This is a genomic window from Salinispora fenicalii, assembly GCF_000514815.1.
Taxonomy (GTDB): domain Bacteria; phylum Actinomycetota; class Actinomycetes; order Mycobacteriales; family Micromonosporaceae; genus Micromonospora; species Micromonospora fenicalii.
Map to the genome: position 1 here is coordinate 107956 of NZ_AZWQ01000016.1, position 24311 is coordinate 132266.

The window sequence follows — 24311 nt, forward strand, 5'->3', positions numbered from 1 at the left end:
CTCAACGCCCCTCTCGTACGCGCAGCCGCTCACCGGCGAACCGCAGCAGCTCCAGCTTTTCCAGGCCCACACGGACCCGGTGGGTCATCAGCCCGATCTGGCTGAGCGCGGCCGTGACCCGCGAGAACACCGCCTGCCGATACATGATCATGAGCTCGTGTGACGCGGCGAACGAGACTCCCTCGGCCCGGTCGACCTCCAAACGTTGCCAGATGTCGCCGAGCAAAAAGCGCTGGCGGATCAACGATGCCGCGTCGAGGACCAGCTCCTCCCGTTCGGCCCGCTCCGCCGTAGTCAACTGGCCGTAGAGGCCGCGTAGTGAGAGCACGCCGAAGGTGACGTGCCGAGCCTCGTCCCGGGCGACGAGGCGGGTCAGGTTCTTGATCAGCGGATCATGGAAGCTGCTGTTGGACAGTCGGAACGAGGCCATCGCGATCGCCTCGACCATGATCTGCATGCCGAGTGCGGTCACGTCCCACCGCGGGTCCGAGAGAATGTCGGTGAGCAACTCCCGCAACGGCGGCGATACCTCGTATGGCTCGGGAATCTTTTCTCGCAGATACCGCGCGAAGACCTCCACGTGACGTGCCTCGTCCACGGCCTGGGTGGCTGCGCAGAACTTGCTGTCGAGGTCGGGTACCGCCGCCACCAGGCGGGCGGCGACCACCATGGCCGCCTGCTCACCGTGGAGGAACTGGCTGACCATCCAGGACTGGAACTCCCAGCGGAAGTCGTCCCAGGCGGCCCGGCCGCGTACCGCGAGCGGAGAATCCGCGAACGCGGCCATCGCGAACGCGGAGTCGTCAGGCAGCGGTTCACCGAACGGCACGTCCACCGTCCAGTCGACGTCGGACACCTTCCACTGGGCCGACTTGGCCCGCTCATAGAGGGCCATCAGCCGAGGATCCGTGGCTTCGTAGTCCCAGTTGAGTGTGGTGTCGACCTGGGTCGGCACAACAAGGCTCATACGACACAACGTACCGATCGGGCCGGCCGATGCCAATCCACTGACGCTATCGTCGCTTTCGTGAACACACGACAAACGCCAGCATCGGTGTCCCAGCGTCTGCTCTGGATGATCAAACACTACCGCGCCGACTTCGGCGCGTTGAGCTGTCCGCTACTGTGCCGGCTGACCGGCGACCTGGACGCGAACGCGCTGGACGTCGCGTTGACCCGGCTCGCCGCCCGGCACGAATCGCTGCGGACCACCTTCACCGGACGCGGAGCCCGGCTGGCCCAGATCGTTCACCCACCGGCCCCGGTGCCGACCCGGCGGATCTACCTGTCCGACCATCCGGACCCGGACGGTGCGGTCGACGAGGCGGTACGCGCCGAGCTGCGCACCGCGATCGATCCCACCGAGTGGCCGGCCCGGACGACACTGTGGCGACTCGGGGCCCGCACACACCTGCTCTGCCTGAACCTGCACCACCTGGTGACCGACGCCTGGTCCACCGGGATACTCTTCCGCGACCTCGGCGCACTGTACGCCCAGGCGACCGGAGCGAGTTCACCGCTGCCCGACACCGGCTGGCCGTACACCCGGTTCGTCGAGTGGCAGCAGGAACTCCTCGACGGCGACGGGCTACAACGACACCGTGACTACTGGCGCCGGCAGCTGGCTGGCAGTCAGCTACCGGCGCTGCCCGCCGCGGCGGACGACCGGCCGACCAACGACGACCGGTCGGCCACCGCGGACGTGGCGATCGACCTCGACCGCGAGACCGTCACCCGGCTGCGCGCTCTGGCCCGAACCCGTCACACCACGCTCTTCGCGGTGTTGCTGGCGGTCTTCTACCACCACCTGCACCAGGTCACCGGACAGGACGACCTCGCGGTGGCGTCGATGTTCGCCAACCGGTCCCGCCCCGAACTGCGGGAGACCGTAGGTCTGCTGGCCAACATGGTGCTACTGCGAGCCCGGGTCGGACAGGCAGCCACCTTCGCCGACCTCGTCGGGCAGGCGCACTCCGCAGCCATCGGCGCCTTCACCTACCAGGACCTGCCGTACCAGATGCTGCCGGCGGACGTGGTGCGCGCCGGTGGGCGCCGCGCCGACGACGTGCTGTTCAACGTGATGGCCGAGGCGCAGCACCGCACGGTCGCGGCGGGTGTCGGCTTCGAACTGCTGGTGCCTCGAGGCCTGGGCAGCCGGTTCCGGTTCGAGCTGGCCATCGCCCCAATGGGACCAGCGGATCTGCGGGTCGTCTTCTACCACCCCACCGCCGCATACACCCCGGCCCAGGCGCACAGATTCCTCTCCGGGTACGCCGACCTGGCCACCACCCTGACCGCGGCACCCACCGCCCCGCTGGGCACCGCCCGGCCGGTCTGATCCGGCGGCGGACCGGGACTGTCACCCACTGGCCCACAGGTGGCGTTGGTTAAAAACGAGAAGCGACACAGCACTAACACCACATACTCTTGACACCGCATGCCGCTACTGAGAGGCTTCGACCAGTCCTACCTGGCAAACGCGCAGGAGGCGGACGACTCCTCGGGCCGTACCGCGGGGCACCGCTCACCCGGTCGATGCTGTGACAGGAAGGTCCACATGTCACTTCACCTGCATTGGTTTCTCCCGTCCCACGGGGACGGACGTGAGGTGGCGAAGACTCCGGACGGCACCCCGGTGCAGGCCGTTCGGCGCGCACCGGAGATCGACTACCTCGGCCAGGTAGCCAGCGCCGCCGACCGGTTCGGCTTCGACAGCGTCCTCGTCCCGACCGGGCTGTTCTGCGAAGATCCCTGGCTGGTCTCGACGGCGCTGGCCGGCCGCACCCGCCGACTCAGATTCATGGTCGCCGTCCGTCCCGGATTCCTGGCCCCGACCGTCGCCGCGCAGATGGCCGCAACCCTGCAACGACTCTCGGGCGGCCGGCTGCTGCTCAACGTCGTGGCCGGGGGCGACCGAGACGAGCAGTTGCGCTACGGCGACTGGCTCGACCACGACGCACGCTACACCCGCGCCGACGAGTTCCTCGATGTCCTGTCCCGGGCCTGGACGGGTGACCCGTACGACTTCGAGGGGGTCCACTACCGGATTCGCGCTGGCCGGCTCACCCGAAAGCCCCCGGTCCGGCCGACGGTGTTCCTCGGCGGCTCCTCGTCCGCCGCGCACCAGGTGGCCGCCCGCCACGCCGACGTCTACCTCGCCTGGGGCGAGCCACCGGAGCCGTTGGCAGCGCTGGTCAAGAAGGTTCGCGACCGGGCCGACACGCAGGGCCGCGAACTGTCCTACGGATCCCGGTTCCACGTGATCAGTCGCGACACCGCCGACGAGGCGTGGCAGGTGGCCCGGCGCCTGGTGGATCGGATGCACCCGGACACCATCGCCGCCGCACAGCAGCGATTCCGAAGGACCGAATCCGAGGGGCAACGCCGGATGGCCGCTCTACATCGGGGACAGACCGACGACCTGGAGGTGTACCCGAACGTCTGGGCCGGCTACGGACTGGTCCGGCCGGGGGCCGGGATGGCCCTGGTCGGCAGCCACACCGACGTGGCCGACCGGATCGAGGAGTACCACTCGTTAGGTCTGGATCACCTGATCCTCTCCGGCCAGCCGCACCTGGAGGAGGCGTACACCTTCGGTGAGGGTGTCCTGCCGATCCTGCGGCACCGAGGGCTGCTGGCCGATCCGGAAGGAGACCGGTGACCGATCTGCGACAACCTGCATCCCGACGTGCCGTCCTACCGACCGATTCACTGGCCGTCCCGACGACCGTGCTGGTCGGCAACCCCCGACGGGAGTCCCGCACCCTCACCGTGGCCCGGCACCTAACCGGGGCCCTACGTACCGGGCTCGCCGACTTCGGCGTCCACCTCGCCGACCCACACCTGGTGGATCTGGCGGAGCTGGGACCGGACCTGCCGTCCAGGCTGATCGCCGGTACTGCCGGGAACACACCACTGGAACAGGTGCTGGCCCGGGTCCGTAGCCCCGGTCTGCTGGTGGTGGTCAGCCCGACCTTCAAGGGCTCCTACACCGGGCTGCTGAAACTCTTCCTCGACATGCTCCCCCGCGAGGGGCTGCGGCCGGGCACGGTCGCGGTACCGGTCATGACGGCTGGGTGGGCACAACACCGCTTCGTCCCGGACGCTCAGCTTCGACCACTCCTGGTCGAACTGGGGGCTGTGGTGCCAGTACGAGGCCTGGCGGTACTCGAGGAGGAGTTCGGCGATCTCGAATCCGCGGTCGCCGGCTGGACCGAAGCCGCGGTGCCGGTGCTCGCCGCCGTGCTGCACAGCTGCCGGCCCCCGGCACCGCTCTCGCCGCACCTCGCCGAACCCGCACCTGTCCCCTGACCTGTGTTTCAGCCCCGCTCAGCCAGGCGATCCGGAAGGAACAAGCGACCATGAGTGAGCAGACCCCGACGCTCGCAGGGCCGACAATGTCGGACGAGCACATCCGTACCAAGGTCAAGGCCATCGTGCTCGACCTGGCACCCAGCCCGGAAGGTCTCCACGGCACGGAGACGGCTTTGGTCCAGGATCTCGGCTTCCACTCGCTGGCCCTGATGGAGCTGGCCTTCGCGCTGGAAGACGAGTTCGACCTGGATCCGATCGACGAGAAAACCGCGCGGTCGATCACCACTCTGCACGCGGTACAGGAGCATGTTCTGCGCCGGATCCGAGAGCGGGCAGCGGAGTCCTGACTCCCCACCCGTCGCGGGGCCGGCCGCCACGAAGGTGGTGGCCGGCCCAGTCGTGCTCCGTCGAGGCGACCGGTATCCGGCTGCCGTCGATTCGAACCCCACATCCGCCGGTGGACGGTGCGCACCGGGGGAACTGCCGGCGGCACCGGTCCCCAGTCAGCCGATCAGGCGGTAGAGCCGGTGGAACCGGTCATCGATCGGTATCTGGGTGACGGCGGCGAAGCCCGCCTCGGCCGCCAGTCGCCGCATCTGGTCGGGACGGAGTGCGGTGCCGGTACCAGCGGAGGGCTGCTGGCTCAGGCAGGCCGGCAGGCAGTGCAGCACGCTGGTAGCGTACTGAAAGCGTTCGATTTCATCGGCTGGGGCGGTGAACCGCTCCGCCACTCGGGCGTCGAGCACCAGCACAGTGCCACCCTCCACGCACAGCCGCCGGCAGGTGCCCAGCACCTCCACCGGCCGAGCGATCTCATGCAGGGCGTCGAAGAGGCAGACCAGATCGTAACGGTCGGCGAGATCCGGGGTCGCCGCATCGTGGGCGACGAAGGAGACCCGGTCGGTCAAACCGGCGTCAGCGGCGTGCCCACGGGCGTCCGCGATCACCTCGGCATCGATGTCGAAGCCGTCGACGGTGATCGACGGGTAGGAACGGGCCAGGCCGATGCCGGCCCACCCGGCGCCACACGCGACATCCGCCACCCGCGCCGGCCCGGCGGTGAGCCGGGTGTGCACGTCCGGGGCGAAACGACGCAGCCAGCCCGCCAGTTGGTGGGTGAACATCGCCCGGTTGGCGCCGGCGTGTCCCTGGCGCCAGTCGACACCGTAGACCGCATCCGGTACGCCGGCACCGCTGCGATACGCCGCCAGCAGCGCCGGCAGCGCCGCCGCGACCCCGCCCAACGGCAGCACGGCCAGGGCCGCCATCGACACCGGATTGTCCGTCACGGTCAGCACCTCGGCGTGTGCGGCGGGCAGGGTAAAGACCCGCCGCGCGGCCGGGCGGTTCGGGTCGTCGACTGTGAGCACGCCGGCTACCGCCTGCTGCTCCAGCCACTCGCGGGCGTACCGCGGGTCGACTCCGGCTCGCACGGCGATCTCACTCGCTGTGCCGGGGCCCCTGGTCGCCAGGTCGTCGTAGAGCCCCAGGCGAACCCCGAGGTACATGGACAGAAGTTCCTGGGTTGCCAGCAGGGAACTCCACATCCGGACCGCGAGGACCCGGGCCTGGGTGTCGGTGGGGGCGGTCATCGGCATCCTCCGGGCGAGATGCGTATGGCATGTGCTGTCTCGTCACACGCTAACCCGTCGAAGTCGACATGGACAGCACCAGACAGCGGGAGATACGGTCCGCACACCCGACACACTACATTGAGGAGAAGGACGTGAGCCCAACGCTGGTACGGGTACGCGAGCTGGCGACCCAAGTGACGAAGCGGGCGGAGGAGATCGAGCAGCAGCGCGGGTTGCCGGACGACCTCGTCGACGACCTCCGCGACGCGGGGTGCTTCCGGATGTTCGCACCGGCCAGCCACGGCGGTGACCAGTTGGAGCTGCCGGACGTGCTGGCCGTGTTGGAGGAACTGGCCCGGGCCGACGCCGCCACCGCCTGGACCGTCGGCCAGGTGGCGTTGTCGCACCTGATCGTCCGGTGTGGTCCGAGCGAGGCAGTGGAGGACGTGTTCGCCGACGGCCCCGACACGCTGGTCGCCGGGGCCGTGGCGCCGAAGGGCCGAGCCCGCCAGACCGACACCGGGTGGCGGGTCACCGGTCAGTGGCCGTTCGTCACCGGTTGCCCACGGGCGTCCTGGTTCTACCTGAGCTGCGTGGTGGTCACCGGACGAAGCGTGTCGGTCGGGGAGGACGGGGTACCGGCCACTCGCATCCTGTACGTGCCCGCGCGGGACATCCGAGTGATGGACACCTGGCGGGTGCTGGGTCTACGTGGGACCGCCAGCCACGACGTAGCCGTCGAGAAGGCCCGGGTGCCCGCGCACCGCGCCGTCGTCGCGGAGAGCGAGCAGGGCGGTGAGGCGGTACACCGGATCGCCGAGTCGAGCCTGATCATCGGTTCGGTCGCCGTCGGGTTGGCCGACGGCGCACTGGCAGATCTCGTCCAGGTGGCAGCCGGTGGCAAACGACCGGCACTGAGCGCCCGGCGGCTCGCCTCCGCACCGGTCTTTCAGGATCGGCTCGGTGAGGCGCAGACCGTGCTGCGCGCGGCCCGGGCTCTGCTGTACGCCGAGGCGGCCGAGGCACAGGCGTCGGCGGGAACCTCGACAGCGCTCCACCGGGCTCGCCTACGGGCGACCGCCGCCCAGGTGACCAGCCTGGCCGGCCAGGTGGTCGATACCGCGCACAAGCTGGCCGGTGGCACCGCCATCTACGAGGCCTCGCCGCTGCAACGACGGCTACGCGACCTACACACGGCTACCCAGCACTTCGTGGCCGGTCGTGACTCGTACGCCACGCTCGGGGCACTGGCCGTCGGCGCGGAAGCCGGGCGCGATCCACGCGGCACCGCGCTCTCCGGGACGGGGTAGGCAGCAGCGTGTTCGGCATCGTACCGTGTGAAGCATCTTGCCTCTGGAGGTTGTCATGAGTGAGCTGTTCTCGGTAGCGGGAAAGACCGCCCTCGTCACGGGCGGCACCCAGGGGATCGGGAGGATGATCGCGCAGGGTTTCGCCTCGGCTGGGGTCCGGGTCTACCTCACCGCCCGAACCAAATCCGACTGTGCGGACGTCGCCCAGGAGCTCACCGCCGTCGGTGGCGAGTGCGTGGCGATCCCGGCCGACCTGTCCGAGGAACAGGAATGCGCCCGGCTGGCCCGCGAGATCGCCGAGCGCGAGGAGCGATTGCACATCCTGGTCAACAACGCTGGCACCGCGTGGACCGCCCCGGTCGACCAGTTCCCCGCCGCCGCATGGGACAGCGTGCTGGACATCAGCCTGAAGGCGCCGTTGTTCCTGGTACGCGAGCTGGCGCCGCTGTTGCGTGCAGCCGGCACCGCCGACGACCCGGCCCGGATCGTCAACATCGGCAGCGCCGACGCCCAGCGGGTGCCCGAGATGCCAACCTACTCGGCGGCCGCGGCGAAGGCGGCCATCCACCACATCACCCGGATGTTGGCCCACGACTTCGCTCCCACGGTGACCGCGAACGTGATCGCCCCCGGCAGCTTTCCCTCCCGGATGATGGCTGGTGTGCTCGAGGCCATCGGCGAAGAGATCGCCGCGGTCACGCCGTTGCAGCGCATCGGCCGGCCGGAGGACATCGTCGGCACGGTCATCTACCTGTGCAGCCGTGCCGGCTCCTACGTCACCGGTTCGGTGGTCACGGTCGACGGTGGTCTCTCCACCGCACGAACCGGGTACGTGCCGGGCCGGTTCCTCACCGACGAGCAGTGACCCCGTCGACGCCCGGGAGTGCACCGACACCGCGTGGGCCGCACCCGGCGGTTTCCGGGCGCCGCGGCTTCCGGGCGCCGCGGTTTCCGGGCGCGGCCCACGCGCGGTTCAGGGGGTGGCTTTCGGGGGCAGGTGCAGCCCGAAGGGAAGACCCTGGTTGTCCCGACACTCGACGAAGGCACCCCACTGTTCGGTCGGGGGGCGCATCGGCTCCACCTCACCGCCCAACTCCACCACCCGCTTCATGGCGGCCTCGATGTCGTCGACGGCGAAGTAGAGGTAGTGCTGCGGCGGGCCCGGGTCGCGATGCATGCCACCGGGCACAGCGCTTCCGGTGTCGATCGAGCCACCATGCTCCTGCGCCTGCACCTTCCACCCGAACAACTCGGTGAAGAACGTGCTGGCCACCGCCACGTCCGGCGTTCCGAACTCGAAGTACGACAGATCTCCTGCCACGACCGACCTCCTCCAGTCATCGATCCGGCGAATCGTCCCCACCCGACCGGGCGGGCTCGCTAACACAACAAACTACACTAGGATCCAACCCAACATGCTCAACTGACCTGACGCCACTCACTGGCGTACCGAGCAGAAGAGGTCCCGCCGTGCCCGTCACCGCCGCCCCGACCGACCTGATCCCGGACACCGGTCTCCTCATCGGGGAGACCCGGTTGACCGACCCCACCGGGGGCGTACACCAACACGTATACGCCGGCGACGGTCGCCCCACCGCCGAGGTACCGCTGGGCGGCGCCGCCGAGATGGACACGGCGGTCCGCACCGCCCGGGCCGCCCAGGCTGCCTGGGCCGCGACCCGGGGCAATGTCCGGCGGGACCTTCTGCTGCGCCTGGCCGACCTGGTCGAGCGGGACGCGGCGGACCTGGCCGGGTTGCAGACCCTGGAGAACGGTTGCCCCCGGCAGTTCGCCTCCGCCATGCCCGGTGTCGCGATCGAACACCTGCGCTACTACGCCGGCTGGGCAGACAAGATCGGCGGACAGGTGGTGCCGACCTGGCCCGTACGGGCCGTCGACTACACCATCGACGAGCCGTACGGTGTGGTGGCACTGATCATCCCGTGGAACGGCCCGCTGGTCTCCGTGGCCCAGATGCTCGCGCCCGTCCTCGCCGCCGGCAACGTCGTCGTGCTCAAGCCAGCGGAGCTCGCCCCGTTCACCGCGCTGCGGATCGGGGAACTGGCGCTCGAAGCCGGATTCCCGCCCGGTGTGGTGAACGTCGTGCCCGGCGCGGCGGTCGGCGGTGAGGCGCTCGTCCGGCACCCCGAAATCGGGAAGGTGCACTTCACCGGTGGCGGGAGCACCGCACGCAAGATTCTCGCAGCGGCGGCCGAACACCTGGTCCCGGTCGGTCTGGAACTCGGCGGTAAGTCCGCACATGTCGTCTTCGGTGACGCCGACATCCGAATGGCGGCCCGACTGGCGATGAGCGGTGTGGTGGCGCTCAGCGGGCAGGGCTGCGCCAACGGCACGCGCGTGCTCGTCCACTCCTCGGTCTACGACGAGATGCTGCGCACGGTGACCGCCCGGCTGGCCCGGGTCCCGGTCGGCGACCCCGCCCAGGAACGCACCATGATGGGCCCGGTGGTGAGCGACAGCGCCTGCCAACGCATCCTCGGGGTCGTGGAGCGGGCCCGCGGAGCCCGGCACGGTCGCCTGTTGTCCGGCGGCGAGCGGATCGGGGGTGACCTCGCTGCCGGCTACTTCATCGGACCAACAGTCTTCGCCGATGTGGACCCAGCCAGCGAACTCGCCCAGGAGGAGATCTTCGGGCCGGTGCTGGCGTTCACCCCTTTCGACAGCGAGGAGGAGGCCCTCCGGCTGGCCAATGGCACCCGCTACGGACTCGGGGCGTACCTACACACCACCGACCTACGGACGGCACACCGGGTGAGCCGGGCCGTCGCGGCCGGCAGCGTCTGGGTCAACGGCGTCCCCGGGGTGCTGCCGTCGGCGCCCTTCGGCGGCGTTCGGCAGAGCGGCTGGGGTCGGATCGGAGGCGAGGCCGGCGTGCGGGAGTTCCTCCGCCCGAAGAACGTGTGGATCGCCAGCTGAACAAACCGCCGCCCCGATCGGGCGTTCACCGACCCGGGGAAGGGTCACGCGGGACATGCCGGCGGACTCACAGCTGCCACGACCGGGCGGTCTCCTGGTCAGCCCACATCCGCGCGTAGCGGCCCCGCCGGGCCAGCAGTTCGTCGTGTCGGCCGGCCTCGACAACCGCCCCGTCGTCGAGCACCACGATCCGGTCAGCGTGCCGGACGGTACCCAGTCGGTGCGCCACGACCAGCACCGTTCGGTCCCGGATCAGGTCGGAGAGCGCCTGCTGCACATGCCGCTCGTTGGTGGCGTCCATCGCCGCCGTCGGCTCGTCGAGCAGCACGATCGGAGCGTCCTTCACAATCGCACGCGCCAGCGACACGCGCTGTCGCTCGCCGCCGGAGATGGTGGTACCCCCTTCCCCGACAACAGAGTCACCGCCCTCGGGCAGTCGCGCCACGATCTCGTCCACCCTGGCCCGCGTGGCGGCCCGCCGCACCTCCTCGTCGGTGGCTTCCGGCCGGCCGAAGCGAATGTTGTCCCAAACCGACTCACTGAACAGGTAGCTGTCCTGGAACACCACCGTCACCGCGTCGAACAGGCTCCGGTCGTCCAACTCGAGGAGGTCCACGCCGCCCACCCGCACGGTGCCGGAATCGGGTGCGAAGAACCGGGTCAGCAGGTGCAGACAGGTACTCTTGCCCGCACCGCTGCTGCCGACCAGCGCGGTCACCGTACCGGCCGGCGCGGTGAAGGTGACATCTCGCAGCGCCGGCCGCGTGGCACCTGGATAGGTGTAGCTCACCGACTCGAAGGCCACGTCGTGACCCTGCGGCCGTGGACCCGACCGGACCTCAGGGGGCAGGGGTTCGGCGAGCAGCGCGCCAAGCCGGTCGAGGGCCGCCTCACCGACCCGCAGGCTCTCGGTCTGCTCGCCCATCGCCCGCAGCGGACCATGGACCCGCAGCGACAGTACCGCGAAGACGAGGAAGGTGGCCGGCGCCAGGTCCCCACCGATCAGCAGGAACGCGCCGACCAGCAGAACCACCGGCAGGCCCAGCTCAATCACCGTCAGAAAGAGCACCAGCGGAACCACCAGGCGACTAACCAGACCGATGCTGGCGTCACGGTGCCGGAGTAGGGCACGGGCCAGGCGGTCCGCCCGATCGCCGGTGGCGCCGTGGGAGCGGGCGACGGCGATGCCGGAGACGTACTCCTGGAAGCGCGCCGCGGCCTGGCCACCGGCCCGGGCACGCTCGGCCGCCAGCCGCGCGAAGGTGCGTTGCGACCACACGTACACCAGCATCGCCAGCGGAACGGTGCCCAACGCGGCCAACCCCATCTGCCAGTCCACCAGCAGCAGGCCCACGGCGATCACGACCGGCAGCAGGGCCGCACCGATGATGGTGGGGATCGCGCCGAACACCACCGGCTCCAGTTCACTGAGGTGATGCGTGACGAGTGCGGTGAGGTCACCGCTCTGCCGGCTGGTGTGGTACCCGAGTGGCAGCCGTCGCAGGTGCTGCAACGCCCGCAGACGCATCTCGCCGAGCAGTTCGAAGGAGGCGACCCAGCTCTGCCGCTGGGCGACCAGGTCGAAACCGAACTGACCAAGCACCGCGGCGACGATGCCGACGGTCCACCAGAGGACTTCCCCCTGGCTGATCGCGGGCCCGCCCAGGTTCGCCTCCCGCAGCCGCTGCAGAACCACCACCAGCAGCCACACCGGCACGGCGGTGCAGACCGCCGCTGCCATCCGGGCGGCGATCCCCCAGAGCTGCTGGCGACGCAGCTGTGGGTCGGAGAGCTCCCACAGCCGCCGAATCAGGGCGACGGTGCGCCCGGCCACCGGGCGGGTGGCCGGCGACCCCACAGGAGCGGTCGAGGTCGAGGGCGTGGTCGTCATCGGCTCACTCCGCTCCGCGTGTCGGTGGCGCCCAGGCTCCACTGGGCGCTGGTGGTCGCGTCCACCCACAGCCCGGCGTACGTTCCACCGGAACGCAGCAGGTCCTCGTGGCGTCCGCTTTCGACCACCTGCCCGTCGGCCATCACCACGATCCGGCCGGCGTTCCGGACGGTGGTCAGTCGGTGAGCGATGACCAGCACGGTACGCCCGGCGGCGAGACTGGCCACCGCCTGCTGGATCAACACCTCGTTCTCGGGATCGGTGGACGCGGTAGCCTCGTCCAGCACCACCACCGGTGCGTCCTTGAGCAGGGCGCGGGCGATGGAGATGCGCTGCCGTTCTCCACCGGAGAGGGTCGCGCCCCGCTCCCCGACGATGGTGTCGTAGCCCTGTGGCAGGGCGAGGATGAAGTCGTGGCAGCGGGCCGCGCGGGCCGCGCGGTACACCAACTCGTCGTCCACATCGGGTTGGCCCAGCGTCAGGTTGGCCCGAATCGTGTCGTGGAACAGGAACGGATCCTGAAAGACCACCGCGACGGTGTCCATGAGCTGGTCGACCGCCAATTCCCGAACGTCGACGCCGCCTACCTTGACCGTACCGGCACTGACGTCAAAGAACCGGGCTACCAGCCGCGCGATGGTCGTCTTGCCCGAACCGCTCGGACCGACGATCGCGGTGACCTCGCCCGCCTCAGCACGCAGCGTAACCCCCTGGAGCACCGCACGGTCCGGCCGATAGCCGAACGTCACATCGGTCAGCTCGACCGCAGCCGGCCCGAGCGGTACCCGCTGATGGGTGTCCGGCAAGGCGGGAGCATCCAACAGCGCGGCGATCTCGTCCGCGCCGAAGCGGACCTGCCGGAGTTGGGAGCTGTACCCGGTCAGTTTGGTCAGAGGGGCTGTGTAGCCGAGCGACAGCAGCAGGAAGAGCAGCAGGGTGGGCAGGTCCACCGCGCCGTCCCGGTAGAGCCACAGCCCTACCGGGACAACGACGACCACGTTCGCGGCCATCGCCGTGAAGTACGCTGCGCCTCCCGGCAGGAAGGCAGTGCCCCAGCGGGTTTCCGCCGCAACGTAGCGGCGCACAGCGCCCGTGGCTCGGGCCACCGTGTCGGACTGCCGATTGAACACCTTGACGGTCTTAATGCCGTGCAGGAACTCGGTGATGGCCTGGTTCATCGCCATGCCCGCGCCGTGCCACTGCGCGACCCAGGTTCCGGAGCCCCGGGTGGCGTGCCGCAGACCGAGCAGGGCCAGTGGAACGACCGCGACGGCGGCCAGCGCCAGACGCCAGTCGATGACGAAGAGCCACACGGTGGTGGCCGCGACCACGCTCAGGCTGGCGACTGCGTCGGGGAGCATGTGTGCGACGAAGACCTCGATCCGCTCCACGTCCTCCATCGCCAACTTGCCGATCGTGCCGCTCCCCCGCCGACTCACCTCGCCGAGCGGCAGCACGGCAAGCCGGTTGGCGATGCGCCTGCGTAGCCGGTAAAGCAGCCAGTAGGCGCACAGGTGGCTGATCGCCAACGCTCCGCCCATCAGCGTGGTACCCGCGGCGATGGCAACCAACGCGACGAGCGCGTAGCGGGTCAGGGCACCACCATCCGGATCCACCTCGGTGACCAGCTCGACCGCGACCCGGTAGGCCATCAGATAGGGCACGAGCTGACAGGCCACCGCCGCTACAGCGAGCAGCACCGCCGCCAGGAGCCGACGGCGTTCCTGACGGATCAGGCGCCGGAGCAGCCGCCGCCCACGTTGCTCGGTGTCGGTCACCTTCTCGGCGGCCATCGGTCACCTCGTCTCCGCCGCGCCTGCCGTACGACCAGGCCGGACGGCCGGTCAACCCGCCGGGGCCCAGCAAGCGGAATGATAGTCTTTGTCGATACCGCCAGGGAACAGTTGTGTCGGTTCTGCAGTGTGTAGCGTGGCTTTCCTTGCCGAAGGCCAGACGTCAGCTGATCTCAGCAAGGATCGGCTGCTGATTTAGGCGATCGGCTGCCATCTGGAACCGACGAGTACGGAGACGCGCAACCGGCTTCCCGGTGCGTCCGACCAGCCCGCGGAGGGCCACGCGCACCGGCACGGCCGGGCTCCCAGCCGGTACGCGTACGCCTTGCGCTCACATACTGCGCGGTGCGGGTGTCACCGGCAGCGGCACGCGAGACGGCACCTGCCACGCAGCTGCCCGACGCCCCTACGGGGGCACTATCGTTTTGACGTGCACATCCGTTTTGACGTCCCGGCCGATCCCGCCTATCCGAGCCGCGTGGCCGCAGCGCTCACCATCGATCAGCTACGCAAGTACTTATACCTCGGCGCGGCGCTGGCAGCGGCGGGGGCAGCCGGCCTCGCCGTATCACGGAGCCTCGGGTGGGGCAACCAGATCCAGCCACTGTGGCTGACGATGCTCATGGGTGGCCTGCTAGCGATGCTGTACTGGCCATGGGTCCGGCTGCGCGCCCGACGTCGGTCCAGTAACTACGCTATCGAGGGCGCCTATGANATNACTGACGACAACATCCTGATGCACAGCGGCTCACAGTCCAGCGGCATCGCCTGGGACGGAGTCGATCAGGTGAAGGACACCCCCGAATTCTGGATCCTGTACGTCGGTCAGATGCCGGCAACCGTAATCCCCCGTCGGTTGTTGTCTGCCGAGGACGCCGAGACGCTCCGCGCCTACCTGGCCGAACGCGGGCTGCTTCAGGTCCGATGAGATCGCATTCGGGGACGAAGCCGTCGACCCGACCGTGTCACACCGGCATTGGTGAGCACGCCCTGATCGACCGGCGGGTGTATCTGTCGGCGTCGTGGACCGACGACCTGGACCGCTGCCGAGCCGTTGGTGTGCTCGACGTGTACTAATCTCCACGCCGTTCAATTAGGCATGTTGGCGACTCGTCAAGGTTCGTCGGTGACGATGTTGATGACGATGGTTGCCTGGCAGCCGTGTCGGTCGATGTGTGGGCCGCGGGCCTGGCATTTGGGGTTCGATCATTTGATCCTGCGGGTTTCACGCGGATCCGGCGGTCGGGCAGCAGGTGGCCAGGACCGCCTGCAGGACGTGCGGCTGCTGCGCACGAGTCTGCGCGACAACATCCGGCTCACGCGGCCCGATGCCACAGATGAGGACGTCGAGCTGGTGGCGCGGGCGGCGCAGATTCACGACCGGATCCTCCGCTTCGAACGAGGGTATGACGCCGTCGTCGGTATCGACGCGAACCTGTCCGGTGGTGAGGCGCAACGAGTGACGATCGCCCGTGCGCTACTCGCCAACGCCCCGATCCTGGTGCATCACCAACCTCCAGGGGGCGACTCGGTCTGAAAGCCACCATAAGGACCAACTACCCCCTACCCGGAACCCCAGAATTCCCGCCTCCTTCGCGTTCTGGATCGAGCACCAGCTGGACCGACCACGGCCCGGACCGCCGGAACGCGGACGTGATGCCCATCCCCGTGCCAGGAGCACCCAGGGTCTTTGCGTTGTCGACACGCGGGGCTGCGAGCTGCGTTGACGTGTTGCCAGGGGTCCGTTGAGGACGGGTCAACCCATCGGCGATCATGAAAATGGTCTAGAACTTCGTGATCCTGGTAAGGGCCGCACCCGCGCATACCATGATCACCGATCAAGGTACTGCTGCCAACACGCCTGGCACCACGTCTCCAGTGCCGGTGTCCTCAGCAGAACTCACACCGTAAATAAGCGGGCAACTACTTTGAAACAAATCAACTACCGACAGTTGAACTGATTCCTGCATCGATTCGACTAAACTGGACCAGGCAGGTCACGATCACGAGGATCGGAGCAACGCGCCGTGGCCACCCCAGACCTCGCGATCCCTCCAGGACCCCGAGACGACGCCGACGTAGCAGGCGCTTGCTCAGTCCGGTGAGGGCGGTGTTCCTTCCCAGACCGAACTACTCGAGGAGCGCGCCCGTGTTAGATTGACAATCTGATTTTTCCATTGGACGATCGATCGATGACCGGCGGCATCAACTACCTTGACGAGCCCGACCGCGTCGCCGCCGCGCTACCACCACTACGCAGGCAGCTACTCGGCAGACTGCGGGTACCGGCCTCAGCGACACAACTCGCGACAAGCCTGCGCATCCCCCGCCAACGGGTGAACTACCACCTGCGCGCGCTTGAGGCGATCGGCCTCGTCGAGCTGGTCGAGGAACGACAGCGACGCGGCTGCACGGAGCGGATCATGCGCGCCAAGCCGGGCGCGCTCGTGGTCAACCCGACCCTGATGGGTGTGAACGAGAACGTGCCCGAACCTGACGGTGCGCTCGCCGACCAACACTCGGCCGAACACCTTGTCGGAGTTGCGGCCGCCGCGGTGCGCGACGTCGCCCGCATGCAGGTCGGGGCGGCGGAGTCCGGCAAACGCCTGCTCACGTTCACAATCGAGACACACGTGCGGTTCGCCGACCCCGCCGTGGTACACCAATTCACCGAGAAAGTCACCGAGCTCATCACACAGATAGCGACCACATACGATACTGAGGGCGGCCGTCCGTACCGAGTGGTCGCTGCCGGATACCCGGCACCGGCAACGGAGGCACCAACGATTCAATGAATACCCCAGAGATCGAAATCACGGTTGACACCACCGTCGACGCTGCTTGGCAGGCATTGCGGGACACCGAGACCCTCCGCCGATGGCACGGCTGGGACACTGACGAGATCACCGAGGAAATTCAATCTATCTACTTCACCGATGTCACTGTAGATGACCAGAGACGCGTGCTCGTCGCCAACGGCGGCGACCGTTTCGAGGTGCACCCGCAGCCCGACGGAGTGCGCGTCACACTCACCCGTGCGCCACTGTCGGGAAACCCGGAATGGGACGCCTACTACGACGACATCACCGAGGGGTGGACCTCGTTCCTCCAACAGCTGCGCTTCATACTCAGCCACCACACCAGCGGCACTCGACGTACTCTCTTCTTCTCCAACCAGCACATCCACTCCAGCACCGTCGTTGACCGGCTAGGCCTGACCGGCGTGGCGGCAACACCAGCTGGCAGCCCCTACACCGCCACCGTCGTTGGCGGCAGGACAACAGGCAACGTCTGGTTTCGGTCGACCCATCAACTCGGCCTGACCATCGACGCCTGGGGACCAGGGCTGCTGGTACTCGCGGGGAACGCACCATCGCAGACCAATCCAGCGGGATCCGCGACGGCCATTCTCAACACCTACAACCTCGACGACACCGCGTTCGGTCAGGTCTCCGAGCAATGGTCAGCGTGGTGGGCCAAGCACACTCACTGACATCGATACCACAACGGCGAGAGGAATGAACACATGATGAGCCAAGACAAGGTAGGCACAATCGCGGGCTTCGACCTCACCGTGCAGAACGCGGACGGCGTCCGTGACTTCTACGCGGATGTGGTCGGCTGGAAGCCGGAGCCGTTGAGTATGGGCGCCTACGACGACTACATGATGCTCGCGCAGGATGGCACCCCGGTCGCTGGCATCTGCCACGCCAAAAGCAGCAACGCTGACCTACCGCCGCAGTGGATCACCTACATCGCGGTCAGCGACCTTTCCGCGAGCCTGGCCCGAGTGACTGAGAAAGGTGGCGAGGTCGTGCGGCAGCCCAACGGCACCGGCCCGGGCGGGTTCGCACTGATCAAGGACCCTGCGGGCGCGATCGTTGCGCTGATGCAGAACCCACATACCAGCTGAGCCGCCCTCGGCCTCAGCGATCGGCCACCCGCCGGGCCACGTAGAGCATGTAGCGCGGCTCGAGCGACTCCACGCAGTAGGCGAATGCAGTAACGAATCCGTCGAAGACCGCGTCGCCGTGCTGTGCGCGCAGGTCCGTTTCGTTGTCCCGCAACGCCTGCAACAGCAACGCGTAGGTTCGGTGGGTGTGCTCGGTAAGGTCGACGAACTCGCGAAGTTCAAAGCCAGCCGTGCGTAGCAAGGCTGGATAGTCGTCGAGGGAGACGATGGGTCCCAGTAGGGCGACCCCGCGGAAGGCCTCCACCGCGTCGGCGCGCGTCCCGGTCAATGGTGGGTGGGTGAAGAAGTCAGTAGCGACGAACAGCCCACCGGGCTTGAGGGTACGGGCGACCTGCGCGAGTGCACGGGCGCGATCGGTCATGTGCACCAGTGACTCGATCGCCCATGCCACGTTGAAGTGGGCGTCCGGAAACGGAAGCTCCTGGGTCGCATCGGCCACCTGGAAGCTAGCCCGGCCGGCGAGCCCGGCTGCGACCGCACCCTCGTTCGCTCGCTCGACCTGGGTATCGGAGTCGGAAACACCCGACACCGAGCAACCGGTTTCAGTAGCCGCCCGCCGCGCGGGTTTACCCAAACCACAACCCACGTCGAGCAGGTGCTGACCAGCGCCGAGCCCGCTGCGGGCGAGCACCAGCTCGGTCAGCCGGTCGGTGGCAACAGTCTGGTCACTGGTGTCGTCGGGGCCATCCCAGTACCCGACGTGCAGGTTTTCGTCCCAGACATCGGTGCGCATCGACTCATCTGATTTGTAGTCGTACTTGGCCTGCTCGTCGGTGGCGGACATACACGTTCTCCTCGTCGGAGGCTGCGATCAAGTTCTGCGGTACGACACCGGCAGTGAGCGCAGGCAAAAAATTCCGGGTGCGTCGTAGTACGAAAGCGCCTCCACCGCGGGCACCAACGATGTGGTGCGTTCAGCGAGTAGCCCCAGCACGACGGAGGACTCCATCCGGGCCAGGCTGGCGCCGAGGCAGTAGTGAATGCCGAGCCCGAAGCCGAGGTGCTTGCTGTCCCGGCCAAGCACGAACGTGTCGGGATCGGCGAACTGCCGCTCGTCTCGGTTGCCGGAGGCGATCCACAGGCGTAAGAGCTGGTCACCAGGCACCACCTGATTACCGATCGTCACCTCGGTCGTGGTGAACCGGTACACCTCAGTGAACGGCGTTCGGTGTCGCAGTACTTCCTCGAGCAGAATTGCGGTGTCAACCTGTCCCTGCCGCCACCGCAGCATGATGTCCTGTCGCTCACCCAGAGCCAACAATGTGTTGCCGAGCAGCGCGGTCGTGGTGATGTGGCCGGCGGTCAGCAAGAGAATCGCAAAGTTGCGAATCTCCCTGTCGTTGAGGCGTTCCCCGTCGATTTCAGCGTGCGCGAGCGCGCTGATCAGGTCATCCCCAGGCTTGGCGCGACGGCGCTCTGCGTGGTCGAGCATGTAGCTGCCGAGTTCATCGAGCGTGGACTGCATGCTCGCCATGTAGGCGCCATCGAATGGATCATCCGCGCTGATGGCGTAGAACTCGTCAGCTGCACGAACAAGGTACCCCCGGTCACTCTCGGGTAGCCCGAGGAGCTCGCCGATGACATACACCGGTAGCAGGTAGGCGAGGTCGCCGATGATGTCGAACTCGCCCTCGACCCTACGGTCCACGAATGCCCGGTTGAGCAGCAGCTCACCAATCGAACGGACACGCGGGGCCAGCTGCTCGACCAGTCGCGGCGTGAAGGCCGTGCTAATCAGCCCCCGCAGCCTCGCATGCCGCGGAGGGTCGACCGCGACCAAGCTGCCCTCGGCTTCTTCGGCCAGCTCGGGCGGCATCGACCGGCCCGGGTCGGACGAGAACGTGGCAGGATCCTTGAGTATCTGGGCGATGTCGGCGTACCGAAACACATTCCAGCTACTGGTGCCCTGGTCGTACCACACGGGCTGGTCATCCCGCATCCGCCGGAACCAGGGCAGTACGCGCTTACCTCCGTCCGCGAACGTGAGGCGCGGCACGGCAGCCATCACCACTCCCTCCGACGATATGACAAATTGTCATGACAGCGTGACATCCAGTCATACAGCAGGTAGACCTTGTCGGGCAAGGGGGGCGTTCGTGGCATCCGCGCAGGAGCGCCACATCCCTTCCCCATAGGCAGTGATGGATAGGTATCGATGACGTCCACCAGGGACATACGGTCGCACCGCTGTGATTGGCCAGGCGGAGGCTGGCCTGATCGACGTCATCCGGGTCAGCCGCGCCGCACAGAGGCCGTTTCCTGCAACCCACGGAGCACGTACGGCACCGCCTCCGCCTGGAAGTCGACGTCCGGGACGAGCTCGCGCACGCTGCCCTCAAGCACCAGGAGAGCGAGGATCGGAAAGACGAACTGCGGATCGGCGTACAACCCGCGCGCTCGCTGAATCGCGAAGAGCGTGGCGGCGAAGGACGCCAGGTCGAAGTCCGAGGCCCTGACCGAGCTATTGCGTGCCACCAGGGCCACCACGTCTTCCCGGAACCCATCCCGGTCGTACCGGCCCCGGCCATCGAGGGCCGTCGACAACAAAATCTCGGCGCAGCGCTGCCCGTCGCTACGGACGAGGTAGTAGAAGAACTCGGCAAACCTGCGGCGCGTGAGATCGGTCAAGCCGCGGACAAAGCCGGTGTCCACGATCACCGCGGTGCCGTCCGACATCAGATACAGATTCCCCGGATGAAGGTCACAGTGCACGAATCCGTCCTGGAAGAGCATCTGGTATGCGGCCCTCAGCCCGTTGAGCATCGCGGTCCGCCGGGCGGGGGTTTGCTCGGTGCTTCGCTCCAGCGCCCCGATCCACTCCATCACCAGGACCGTGTGGCCGGAAAGCTCCGACACGACGGCCGGCACCCGGACGTCCGGCAGGCAGCTCAGGTTTTCGCGCAGCTGGGTCAGCGACTGCGCCTCCCGGACGAAGTTGAGCTGCTCGTACACGGCGGCCGAGACTTGGTCGACTATCTCCGCCAGTGGAACCTGACGCATCGCTGGTAGCCGACCGACGACCCGAGCGACGGCACCGACCAGCGCCAGATCGAGTCTCATGGTCTGTTCGATTCCCGGCCGCCGTACTTTGATGGCGACCACGCGACCGTCGTAAAGGCAGGCCCGGTAGACGCAGGCGATGCTGCCCGCCGCCGCCGGTGTCAGCCCGGCCGCCCCGCCGATGACACTGGACGTCACCAGTGGTGGCACGGTTCGGATGACGGCGGCGAGGTCGGACGGCGGGGACACCCGGTCGTGCAGCCGGGACAGGTTCCGGCACAGCCACGGAGGCAGGAGGTCGACCCGCGTGCTGAGCACCTGACCCAACTTGACGTAGGCCGGACCGAGCTGTTCGACCGCGTCGGTGAGAGTGACTGCCAGCTGCTCCCGGACACGGGCCCCTCGCATGCCCCTCGGCCGCAGGGCGGCGATCAGCAGGCGAACCGCGAGCCGCCCGACCCAGCCCATCAGCAGCAGGACGATCGTGACGGCCCGAACAACGAGAGCCCACCATCGAAACAATCGCTTCAGCATCGATTCTCCTCGGCAACGGCAACGGCAACGGCAACGGCAACGGCAACGGCAACGGCAACGGCAACGGGAGAACCCTAGTTCGGCCCTGCGCAGGTTTCTGTTTCCTGGGAACGGGACAGCAAGACTTCGAAGTAACGTGCACCCCAAGCTACGCTTTCTTGCTGCACTGCGTCACAGTGTTGACGTCGCCCCCTCGCACTGCCAACCCTTGAAACGCACCACCGTAGGCGGGGTCATGGCATGTGGAGCAGCTGCCGGCGGAGCCGTCCACTTGGGCGATTCCATGGCTCGCCGTCTGCGGCCGAAATCTGAACCGGCAAAGAGGTCGCGAATGGCTCGCACTCGGCCTTGTAGCGGGTGTCCGTATTCGCCGTCCGAGACGAAATCGCTCGGTGGCTGCTCCACACCGGGTTTCGTCGCACGCATATCGCAGGCACCGCAATCACCAGAGATGAAAGGGTGATCAAGAACATGACACTCCAATCCATCGGTCTGTCCACCGGGGGTCGGGACCGCGCGCCTGAGTGGGAGCACTACCTCAAGGGTGACCCGGCTCTGTTGAACAGCGAGCTCGGCGACATCCTGGACCGGGACGCGGTGCGGCTCGACATCCGCACCAACGACCAGGTCGCGTACGAGGCGTTGCACCACCCGGACCCCATGGTCCGCGAGCAGTCCCTGTACCAGGCGATGGACCGCCGGCTGCCGGAAGCGATCGACCTGATCGCGGAGAGCATCGCCACCGACGAAAGCCGTGAGGTGCGGTGGAACGCGCTGTGGGCGCTAGAGAAGATCGGCGGACCACGGGCCCTGCAGGTCATCGAGCGGCACATCAACGACGACGACGCCGACGTCGGCGAGTGGGCGAAGCTGTTCAGCTCCGAGCTGCGCACCGGCCTGCCTGCCTTCGACAACCGGTCGTTCACCTGGGACAGCGACCGGACCTTCGACGAGACGATTCTGCTCAACATCCACTGCGATGTCTATGTCGCACTCGATGAGACGGGACGCAACTGGGGCAAGATCTCCCTGGCCCCGCAGGGCCTCGCCCGCAGTTACGGACAGGCGCATGCGTGCCCGAACACGGACACCCGGAACCAGAAGCTCATCATCAGCAAGACGCTGTCTGGCCTGCACGACGACGGAACTCCGCACACCGAGAACTTTGTGTTCCGTGGGCTCACCAACCACGCCAACCCCGGCCGCGGCAGCTTCTACTTCGAGTCGCGCGGTCTTCGCCCGATCTTCCTGTCCGGCCGGGCCGACGACGACAGCCTGGGGCACCGCAACGAGATGGTTGCCGCCAAGCGCAGTGGCGAGTGGACCCTCGACCCGAGTATCCAGATCAGGGGCGAGTCGGCGATCCGCTACGTCCGAGGCCGGGTACACACCTGGGGCTATGTCAACTTCGACACCATGGCGGGCAGTTCGCTGGAGGAGGTGCTGTTCCCCGGCAACAGCATTCTCGGCACGTTGGACACCCCCACTGGACCGCTGGCCAATGCGTTCATCGTAGGCACGTTCAAGGGCAAGCTCGTCGACTGGGATGGCGACGACAAAGTCAACGTCAACTCGCTCGACATCTACTCGACGCGGGATGGGGATGTCGACTCCAACCAGGACGGCATCGCCGACATCCCGGGGGTGCAGTTCTGCCCCCGTACGAACTGGATGAACTGAGCTGACTGAGCTCCGGGGCGGACGGCGGTAGCTGGCCGCCCCGGAGCCGTCCAACGACGGTCTGCCGGACGAAGCCGAGCAGGGGCGCCATTGTCACACTTAATTCCTATTTGTCGCTTTTGGACCACGTCGTTCGTGATGCCATTAGCAAGATTAGATAACTATGCACAGTGTAAAGGGCGCTTGACTGAACGCGACGATGCAAGCGGCCGTACACGGACTCGGCAAACCCGGGGGGACTAGCCTCGGGTCTTTGTGGGCCCTGGGTGGCGCAATCGACGGCAGCAAGAGACGCATGACCGCGCCCGTCGGGTTAGATGCGGCCGCGACTCGGCGACCCTGGGGAGGGCTACACGATGACTACCGTTGACCCGCTATGGCGACAAAGGGGGAACTGTTTAGAATGTGCTCAAGTCACAAGGTGTAGCAACCTAGGAATGTGTCTTGAAAATCCCACCAATGCCGCTCGGCTAGATTCCGTCACTCGGGCTATCGAATACATGACAGCCAATTTCTCGGAACCTCAGCGCCTTTCCGACATAGCCCAGGCCGCGTTGCTCAGCCCGTTCCACTTCCATCGGGTGTTCCGGCACGTCACATCCACCACACCGGCACGATTTCTGACCGCACTGCGGATGGCTCGAGCCCGGAGCATGCTAGTCAATTCGAACCTGTCAGTGACCGAGGTCTGTCTGGGTGTCGGATACTCCGGCCTTGGTACCTTCATCAGCCAGTTCACCAAGCTGACCGGAATGTCGCCACGACGGTTCCGGTCGGCAATGTCCGTCTTCGGACACATTCGGTTGAGCGAGCTGACCGATCCGGCCGCCGGGCGCCACTTCGCCCCAGGACCAGTCGGTGCCGTCACCGGCGGGCCGAGCACCGGCGGCTGCGCGGTGCTAGGGCTCTACCGGTCAGAGGAGCCCGACGATGTCCCGGTGACCTATGGCGTACTGGAAACCAACCGCCTGAGCCACTTCCGGCCGCTGGCCGACGGGGCGTACCACGCCGTGGCGCTGGGCTTCGACAACCGCTCGACGCTGTCCGACGTGCTCGGCGACAACGGCTGGCAGGCGCAATTCGTCGGTACGGGCGACACGCCCATCATCGTCCGCGGCGGACGCACCGACCGAAGCTTTCAGATCGCGCTTCGATGCCCGCGCCCCATCGATCCTCCCGTGCAGCTCACCTCGGCACTGCTCGCCCTGGCCCAGCGTAGGCAGCCGCCGCTACTGAAGACGGGTAGCTGACGGGAGCAACCGTTCTCGGCCACAACAGCATGTGGAATCGCTGCGGCACCCGACC

Annotated in this window: 21 protein-coding genes and 1 pseudogene; 14 read left to right on the forward strand and 8 right to left on the reverse strand. The window is 67.5% G+C overall.

The window, feature by feature from the left end:
* Position 1: 1 nt before the first annotated feature.
* Positions 2 to 967, reverse strand: coding sequence for a ferritin-like domain-containing protein (locus tag B116_RS0106195; RefSeq protein WP_018719815.1), 966 nt, complete (start codon positions 965 to 967; stop codon positions 2 to 4).
* Positions 968 to 1027: 60 nt separating this feature from the next.
* On the opposite strand from B116_RS0106195, the gene B116_RS0106200 reads away from it, so the two are divergent.
* The 4 genes from B116_RS0106200 to B116_RS0106215 all read left to right on the forward strand — a co-directional run bounded on the left by B116_RS0106200 (position 1028) and on the right by B116_RS0106215 (position 4661).
* Positions 1028 to 2338 carry a condensation domain-containing protein gene (locus B116_RS0106200; RefSeq protein WP_223874511.1) on the forward strand — a complete coding sequence of 437 codons (1311 nt, stop codon included), beginning with the start codon at positions 1028 to 1030 and terminating at the stop codon, positions 2336 to 2338.
* Between the two features lie 219 nt (positions 2339 to 2557).
* Entirely contained in the window at positions 2558 to 3661 is a 1104-nt protein-coding gene (locus B116_RS0106205) for an LLM class flavin-dependent oxidoreductase (protein ID WP_020608226.1), read from the forward strand.
* On the forward strand, positions 3658 to 4311 hold the full coding sequence (locus B116_RS0106210) for an NADPH-dependent FMN reductase (protein WP_018719812.1): 654 nt from the start codon (positions 3658 to 3660) through the stop codon (positions 4309 to 4311). Before B116_RS0106205 ends, B116_RS0106210 begins: the two co-directional genes overlap by 4 nt.
* 50 nt (positions 4312 to 4361) lie before the next feature.
* Positions 4362 to 4661 (forward strand): acyl carrier protein, encoded by a 300-nt coding sequence (locus B116_RS0106215; protein ID WP_027659509.1) that lies wholly within the window; start codon positions 4362 to 4364, stop codon positions 4659 to 4661.
* Positions 4662 to 4817: 156 nt separating this feature from the next.
* On the opposite strand, the gene B116_RS0106220 is transcribed toward B116_RS0106215, so the two are convergent.
* Positions 4818 to 5906, reverse strand: coding sequence for a class I SAM-dependent methyltransferase (locus tag B116_RS0106220; RefSeq protein ID WP_018719810.1), 1089 nt, complete (start codon positions 5904 to 5906; stop codon positions 4818 to 4820).
* A gap of 68 nt (positions 5907 to 5974) precedes the next feature.
* Here B116_RS0106220 and B116_RS0106225 point away from each other — a divergent pair, with 68 nt between their 5' ends.
* Both B116_RS0106225 and B116_RS0106230 read left to right on the forward strand, forming a co-directional pair.
* Entirely contained in the window at positions 5975 to 7198 is a 1224-nt protein-coding gene (locus B116_RS0106225; protein WP_027659510.1) for an acyl-CoA dehydrogenase family protein, read from the forward strand.
* A gap of 55 nt (positions 7199 to 7253) precedes the next feature.
* Positions 7254 to 8063 carry an SDR family oxidoreductase gene (locus B116_RS0106230; RefSeq protein ID WP_027659511.1) on the forward strand — a complete coding sequence of 270 codons (810 nt, stop codon included), beginning with the start codon at positions 7254 to 7256 and terminating at the stop codon, positions 8061 to 8063.
* 108 nt (positions 8064 to 8171) lie between these two features.
* Here the strand turns inward: B116_RS0106230 and B116_RS0106235 are convergent, their stop codons facing one another.
* Positions 8172 to 8519 (reverse strand): VOC family protein, encoded by a 348-nt coding sequence (locus B116_RS0106235; protein WP_027659512.1) that lies wholly within the window; start codon positions 8517 to 8519, stop codon positions 8172 to 8174.
* 149 nt (positions 8520 to 8668) lie between these two features.
* Between B116_RS0106235 and B116_RS0106240 the strand changes: the two genes are divergently transcribed.
* Complete coding sequence (locus tag B116_RS0106240; RefSeq protein ID WP_027659513.1) at positions 8669 to 10135, forward strand: aldehyde dehydrogenase family protein; 1467 nt, start codon at positions 8669 to 8671, stop codon at positions 10133 to 10135.
* A 67-nt stretch (positions 10136 to 10202) separates the two neighbouring features.
* Here B116_RS0106240 and B116_RS0106245 read toward each other — a convergent pair whose 3' ends face one another.
* The gene (locus tag B116_RS0106245; RefSeq protein WP_188115996.1) at positions 10203 to 12026 is read right to left on the reverse strand and encodes an ABC transporter ATP-binding protein; all 1824 of its coding nucleotides are present in this window, start codon (positions 12024 to 12026) and stop codon (positions 10203 to 10205) included.
* Positions 12023 to 13819, reverse strand: coding sequence for an ABC transporter ATP-binding protein (locus B116_RS0106250; protein WP_027659515.1), 1797 nt, complete (start codon positions 13817 to 13819; stop codon positions 12023 to 12025). Before B116_RS0106250 ends, B116_RS0106245 begins: the two co-directional genes overlap by 4 nt.
* 430 nt (positions 13820 to 14249) lie before the next feature.
* Here B116_RS0106250 and B116_RS0106255 point away from each other — a divergent pair, with 430 nt between their 5' ends.
* The 5 genes and pseudogenes from B116_RS0106255 (at position 14250) to B116_RS0106280 (ending at position 17732) form a co-directional block, all read left to right on the forward strand.
* Positions 14250 to 14747: a YcxB family protein gene (locus tag B116_RS0106255; RefSeq protein WP_027659516.1), complete on the forward strand. Its 498-nt coding sequence runs from the start codon at positions 14250 to 14252 to the stop codon at positions 14745 to 14747.
* A 342-nt stretch (positions 14748 to 15089) separates the two neighbouring features.
* Positions 15090 to 15323, forward strand: a pseudogene (locus B116_RS0106265) (ATP-binding cassette domain-containing protein); the annotation flags it as partial.
* Positions 15324 to 16011: 688 nt separating this feature from the next.
* Positions 16012 to 16614 (forward strand): ArsR/SmtB family transcription factor, encoded by a 603-nt coding sequence (locus B116_RS0106270; RefSeq protein WP_027659518.1) that lies wholly within the window; start codon positions 16012 to 16014, stop codon positions 16612 to 16614.
* Positions 16611 to 17312: an SRPBCC family protein gene (locus tag B116_RS0106275; protein WP_027659519.1), complete on the forward strand. Its 702-nt coding sequence runs from the start codon at positions 16611 to 16613 to the stop codon at positions 17310 to 17312. Before B116_RS0106270 ends, B116_RS0106275 begins: the two co-directional genes overlap by 4 nt.
* 36 nt (positions 17313 to 17348) lie before the next feature.
* On the forward strand, positions 17349 to 17732 hold the full coding sequence (locus tag B116_RS0106280) for a VOC family protein (RefSeq protein WP_027653642.1): 384 nt from the start codon (positions 17349 to 17351) through the stop codon (positions 17730 to 17732).
* A 13-nt stretch (positions 17733 to 17745) separates the two neighbouring features.
* On the opposite strand, the gene B116_RS0106285 is transcribed toward B116_RS0106280, so the two are convergent.
* The 3 genes from B116_RS0106285 to B116_RS0106295 all read right to left on the reverse strand — a co-directional run bounded on the left by B116_RS0106285 (position 17746) and on the right by B116_RS0106295 (position 21326).
* Positions 17746 to 18576, reverse strand: a complete 831-nt coding sequence (locus B116_RS0106285) for a methyltransferase domain-containing protein (RefSeq protein WP_027653641.1) — start codon at positions 18574 to 18576, stop codon at positions 17746 to 17748.
* A 27-nt stretch (positions 18577 to 18603) separates the two neighbouring features.
* Positions 18604 to 19797 (reverse strand): cytochrome P450, encoded by a 1194-nt coding sequence (locus tag B116_RS0106290; protein ID WP_033661575.1) that lies wholly within the window; start codon positions 19795 to 19797, stop codon positions 18604 to 18606.
* Positions 19798 to 20024: 227 nt separating this feature from the next.
* Entirely contained in the window at positions 20025 to 21326 is a 1302-nt protein-coding gene (locus tag B116_RS0106295; RefSeq protein ID WP_027659520.1) for an ABC1 kinase family protein, read from the reverse strand.
* 471 nt (positions 21327 to 21797) lie between these two features.
* Here B116_RS0106295 and B116_RS0106300 point away from each other — a divergent pair, with 471 nt between their 5' ends.
* Together B116_RS0106300 and B116_RS0106305 are read left to right on the forward strand one after the other, a co-directional pair.
* Positions 21798 to 23006 carry a HEAT repeat domain-containing protein gene (locus tag B116_RS0106300; protein ID WP_027659521.1) on the forward strand — a complete coding sequence of 403 codons (1209 nt, stop codon included), beginning with the start codon at positions 21798 to 21800 and terminating at the stop codon, positions 23004 to 23006.
* 500 nt (positions 23007 to 23506) lie between these two features.
* Complete coding sequence (locus tag B116_RS0106305) at positions 23507 to 24256, forward strand: helix-turn-helix transcriptional regulator (protein WP_223874513.1); 750 nt, start codon at positions 23507 to 23509, stop codon at positions 24254 to 24256.
* Positions 24257 to 24311 lie beyond the last annotated feature (55 nt).

Bases quoted from the DNA above. Each gene is read 5' to 3' on its own strand.
- B116_RS0106245 (WP_188115996.1), bottom strand. From the start codon at position 12,026: ATGACGACCACGCCCTCGACCTCGACCGCTCCTGTGGGGTCGCCGGCC.
- B116_RS0106270 (WP_027659518.1), top strand. From the start codon at position 16,012: ATGACCGGCGGCATCAACTACCTTGACGAGCCCGACCGCGTCGCCGCC.
- B116_RS0106230 (WP_027659511.1), top strand. From the start codon at position 7,254: ATGAGTGAGCTGTTCTCGGTAGCGGGAAAGACCGCCCTCGTCACGGGC.
- B116_RS0106290 (WP_033661575.1), bottom strand. From the start codon at position 19,797: ATGGCTGCCGTGCCGCGCCTCACGTTCGCGGACGGAGGTAAGCGCGTA.
- B116_RS0106295 (WP_027659520.1), bottom strand. From the start codon at position 21,326: ATGCTGAAGCGATTGTTTCGATGGTGGGCTCTCGTTGTTCGGGCCGTC.
- B116_RS0106205 (WP_020608226.1), top strand. From the start codon at position 2,558: ATGTCACTTCACCTGCATTGGTTTCTCCCGTCCCACGGGGACGGACGT.
- B116_RS0106285 (WP_027653641.1), bottom strand. From the start codon at position 18,576: ATGTCCGCCACCGACGAGCAGGCCAAGTACGACTACAAATCAGATGAG.
- B116_RS0106275 (WP_027659519.1), top strand. From the start codon at position 16,611: ATGAATACCCCAGAGATCGAAATCACGGTTGACACCACCGTCGACGCT.
- B116_RS0106300 (WP_027659521.1), top strand. From the start codon at position 21,798: ATGACACTCCAATCCATCGGTCTGTCCACCGGGGGTCGGGACCGCGCG.
- B116_RS0106250 (WP_027659515.1), bottom strand. From the start codon at position 13,819: ATGGCCGCCGAGAAGGTGACCGACACCGAGCAACGTGGGCGGCGGCTG.
- B116_RS0106195 (WP_018719815.1), bottom strand. From the start codon at position 967: ATGAGCCTTGTTGTGCCGACCCAGGTCGACACCACACTCAACTGGGAC.
- B116_RS0106305 (WP_223874513.1), top strand. From the start codon at position 23,507: ATGACAGCCAATTTCTCGGAACCTCAGCGCCTTTCCGACATAGCCCAG.
- B116_RS0106220 (WP_018719810.1), bottom strand. From the start codon at position 5,906: ATGACCGCCCCCACCGACACCCAGGCCCGGGTCCTCGCGGTCCGGATG.
- B116_RS0106225 (WP_027659510.1), top strand. From the start codon at position 5,975: ATGGACAGCACCAGACAGCGGGAGATACGGTCCGCACACCCGACACAC.
- B116_RS0106215 (WP_027659509.1), top strand. From the start codon at position 4,362: ATGAGTGAGCAGACCCCGACGCTCGCAGGGCCGACAATGTCGGACGAG.
- B116_RS0106280 (WP_027653642.1), top strand. From the start codon at position 17,349: ATGAGCCAAGACAAGGTAGGCACAATCGCGGGCTTCGACCTCACCGTG.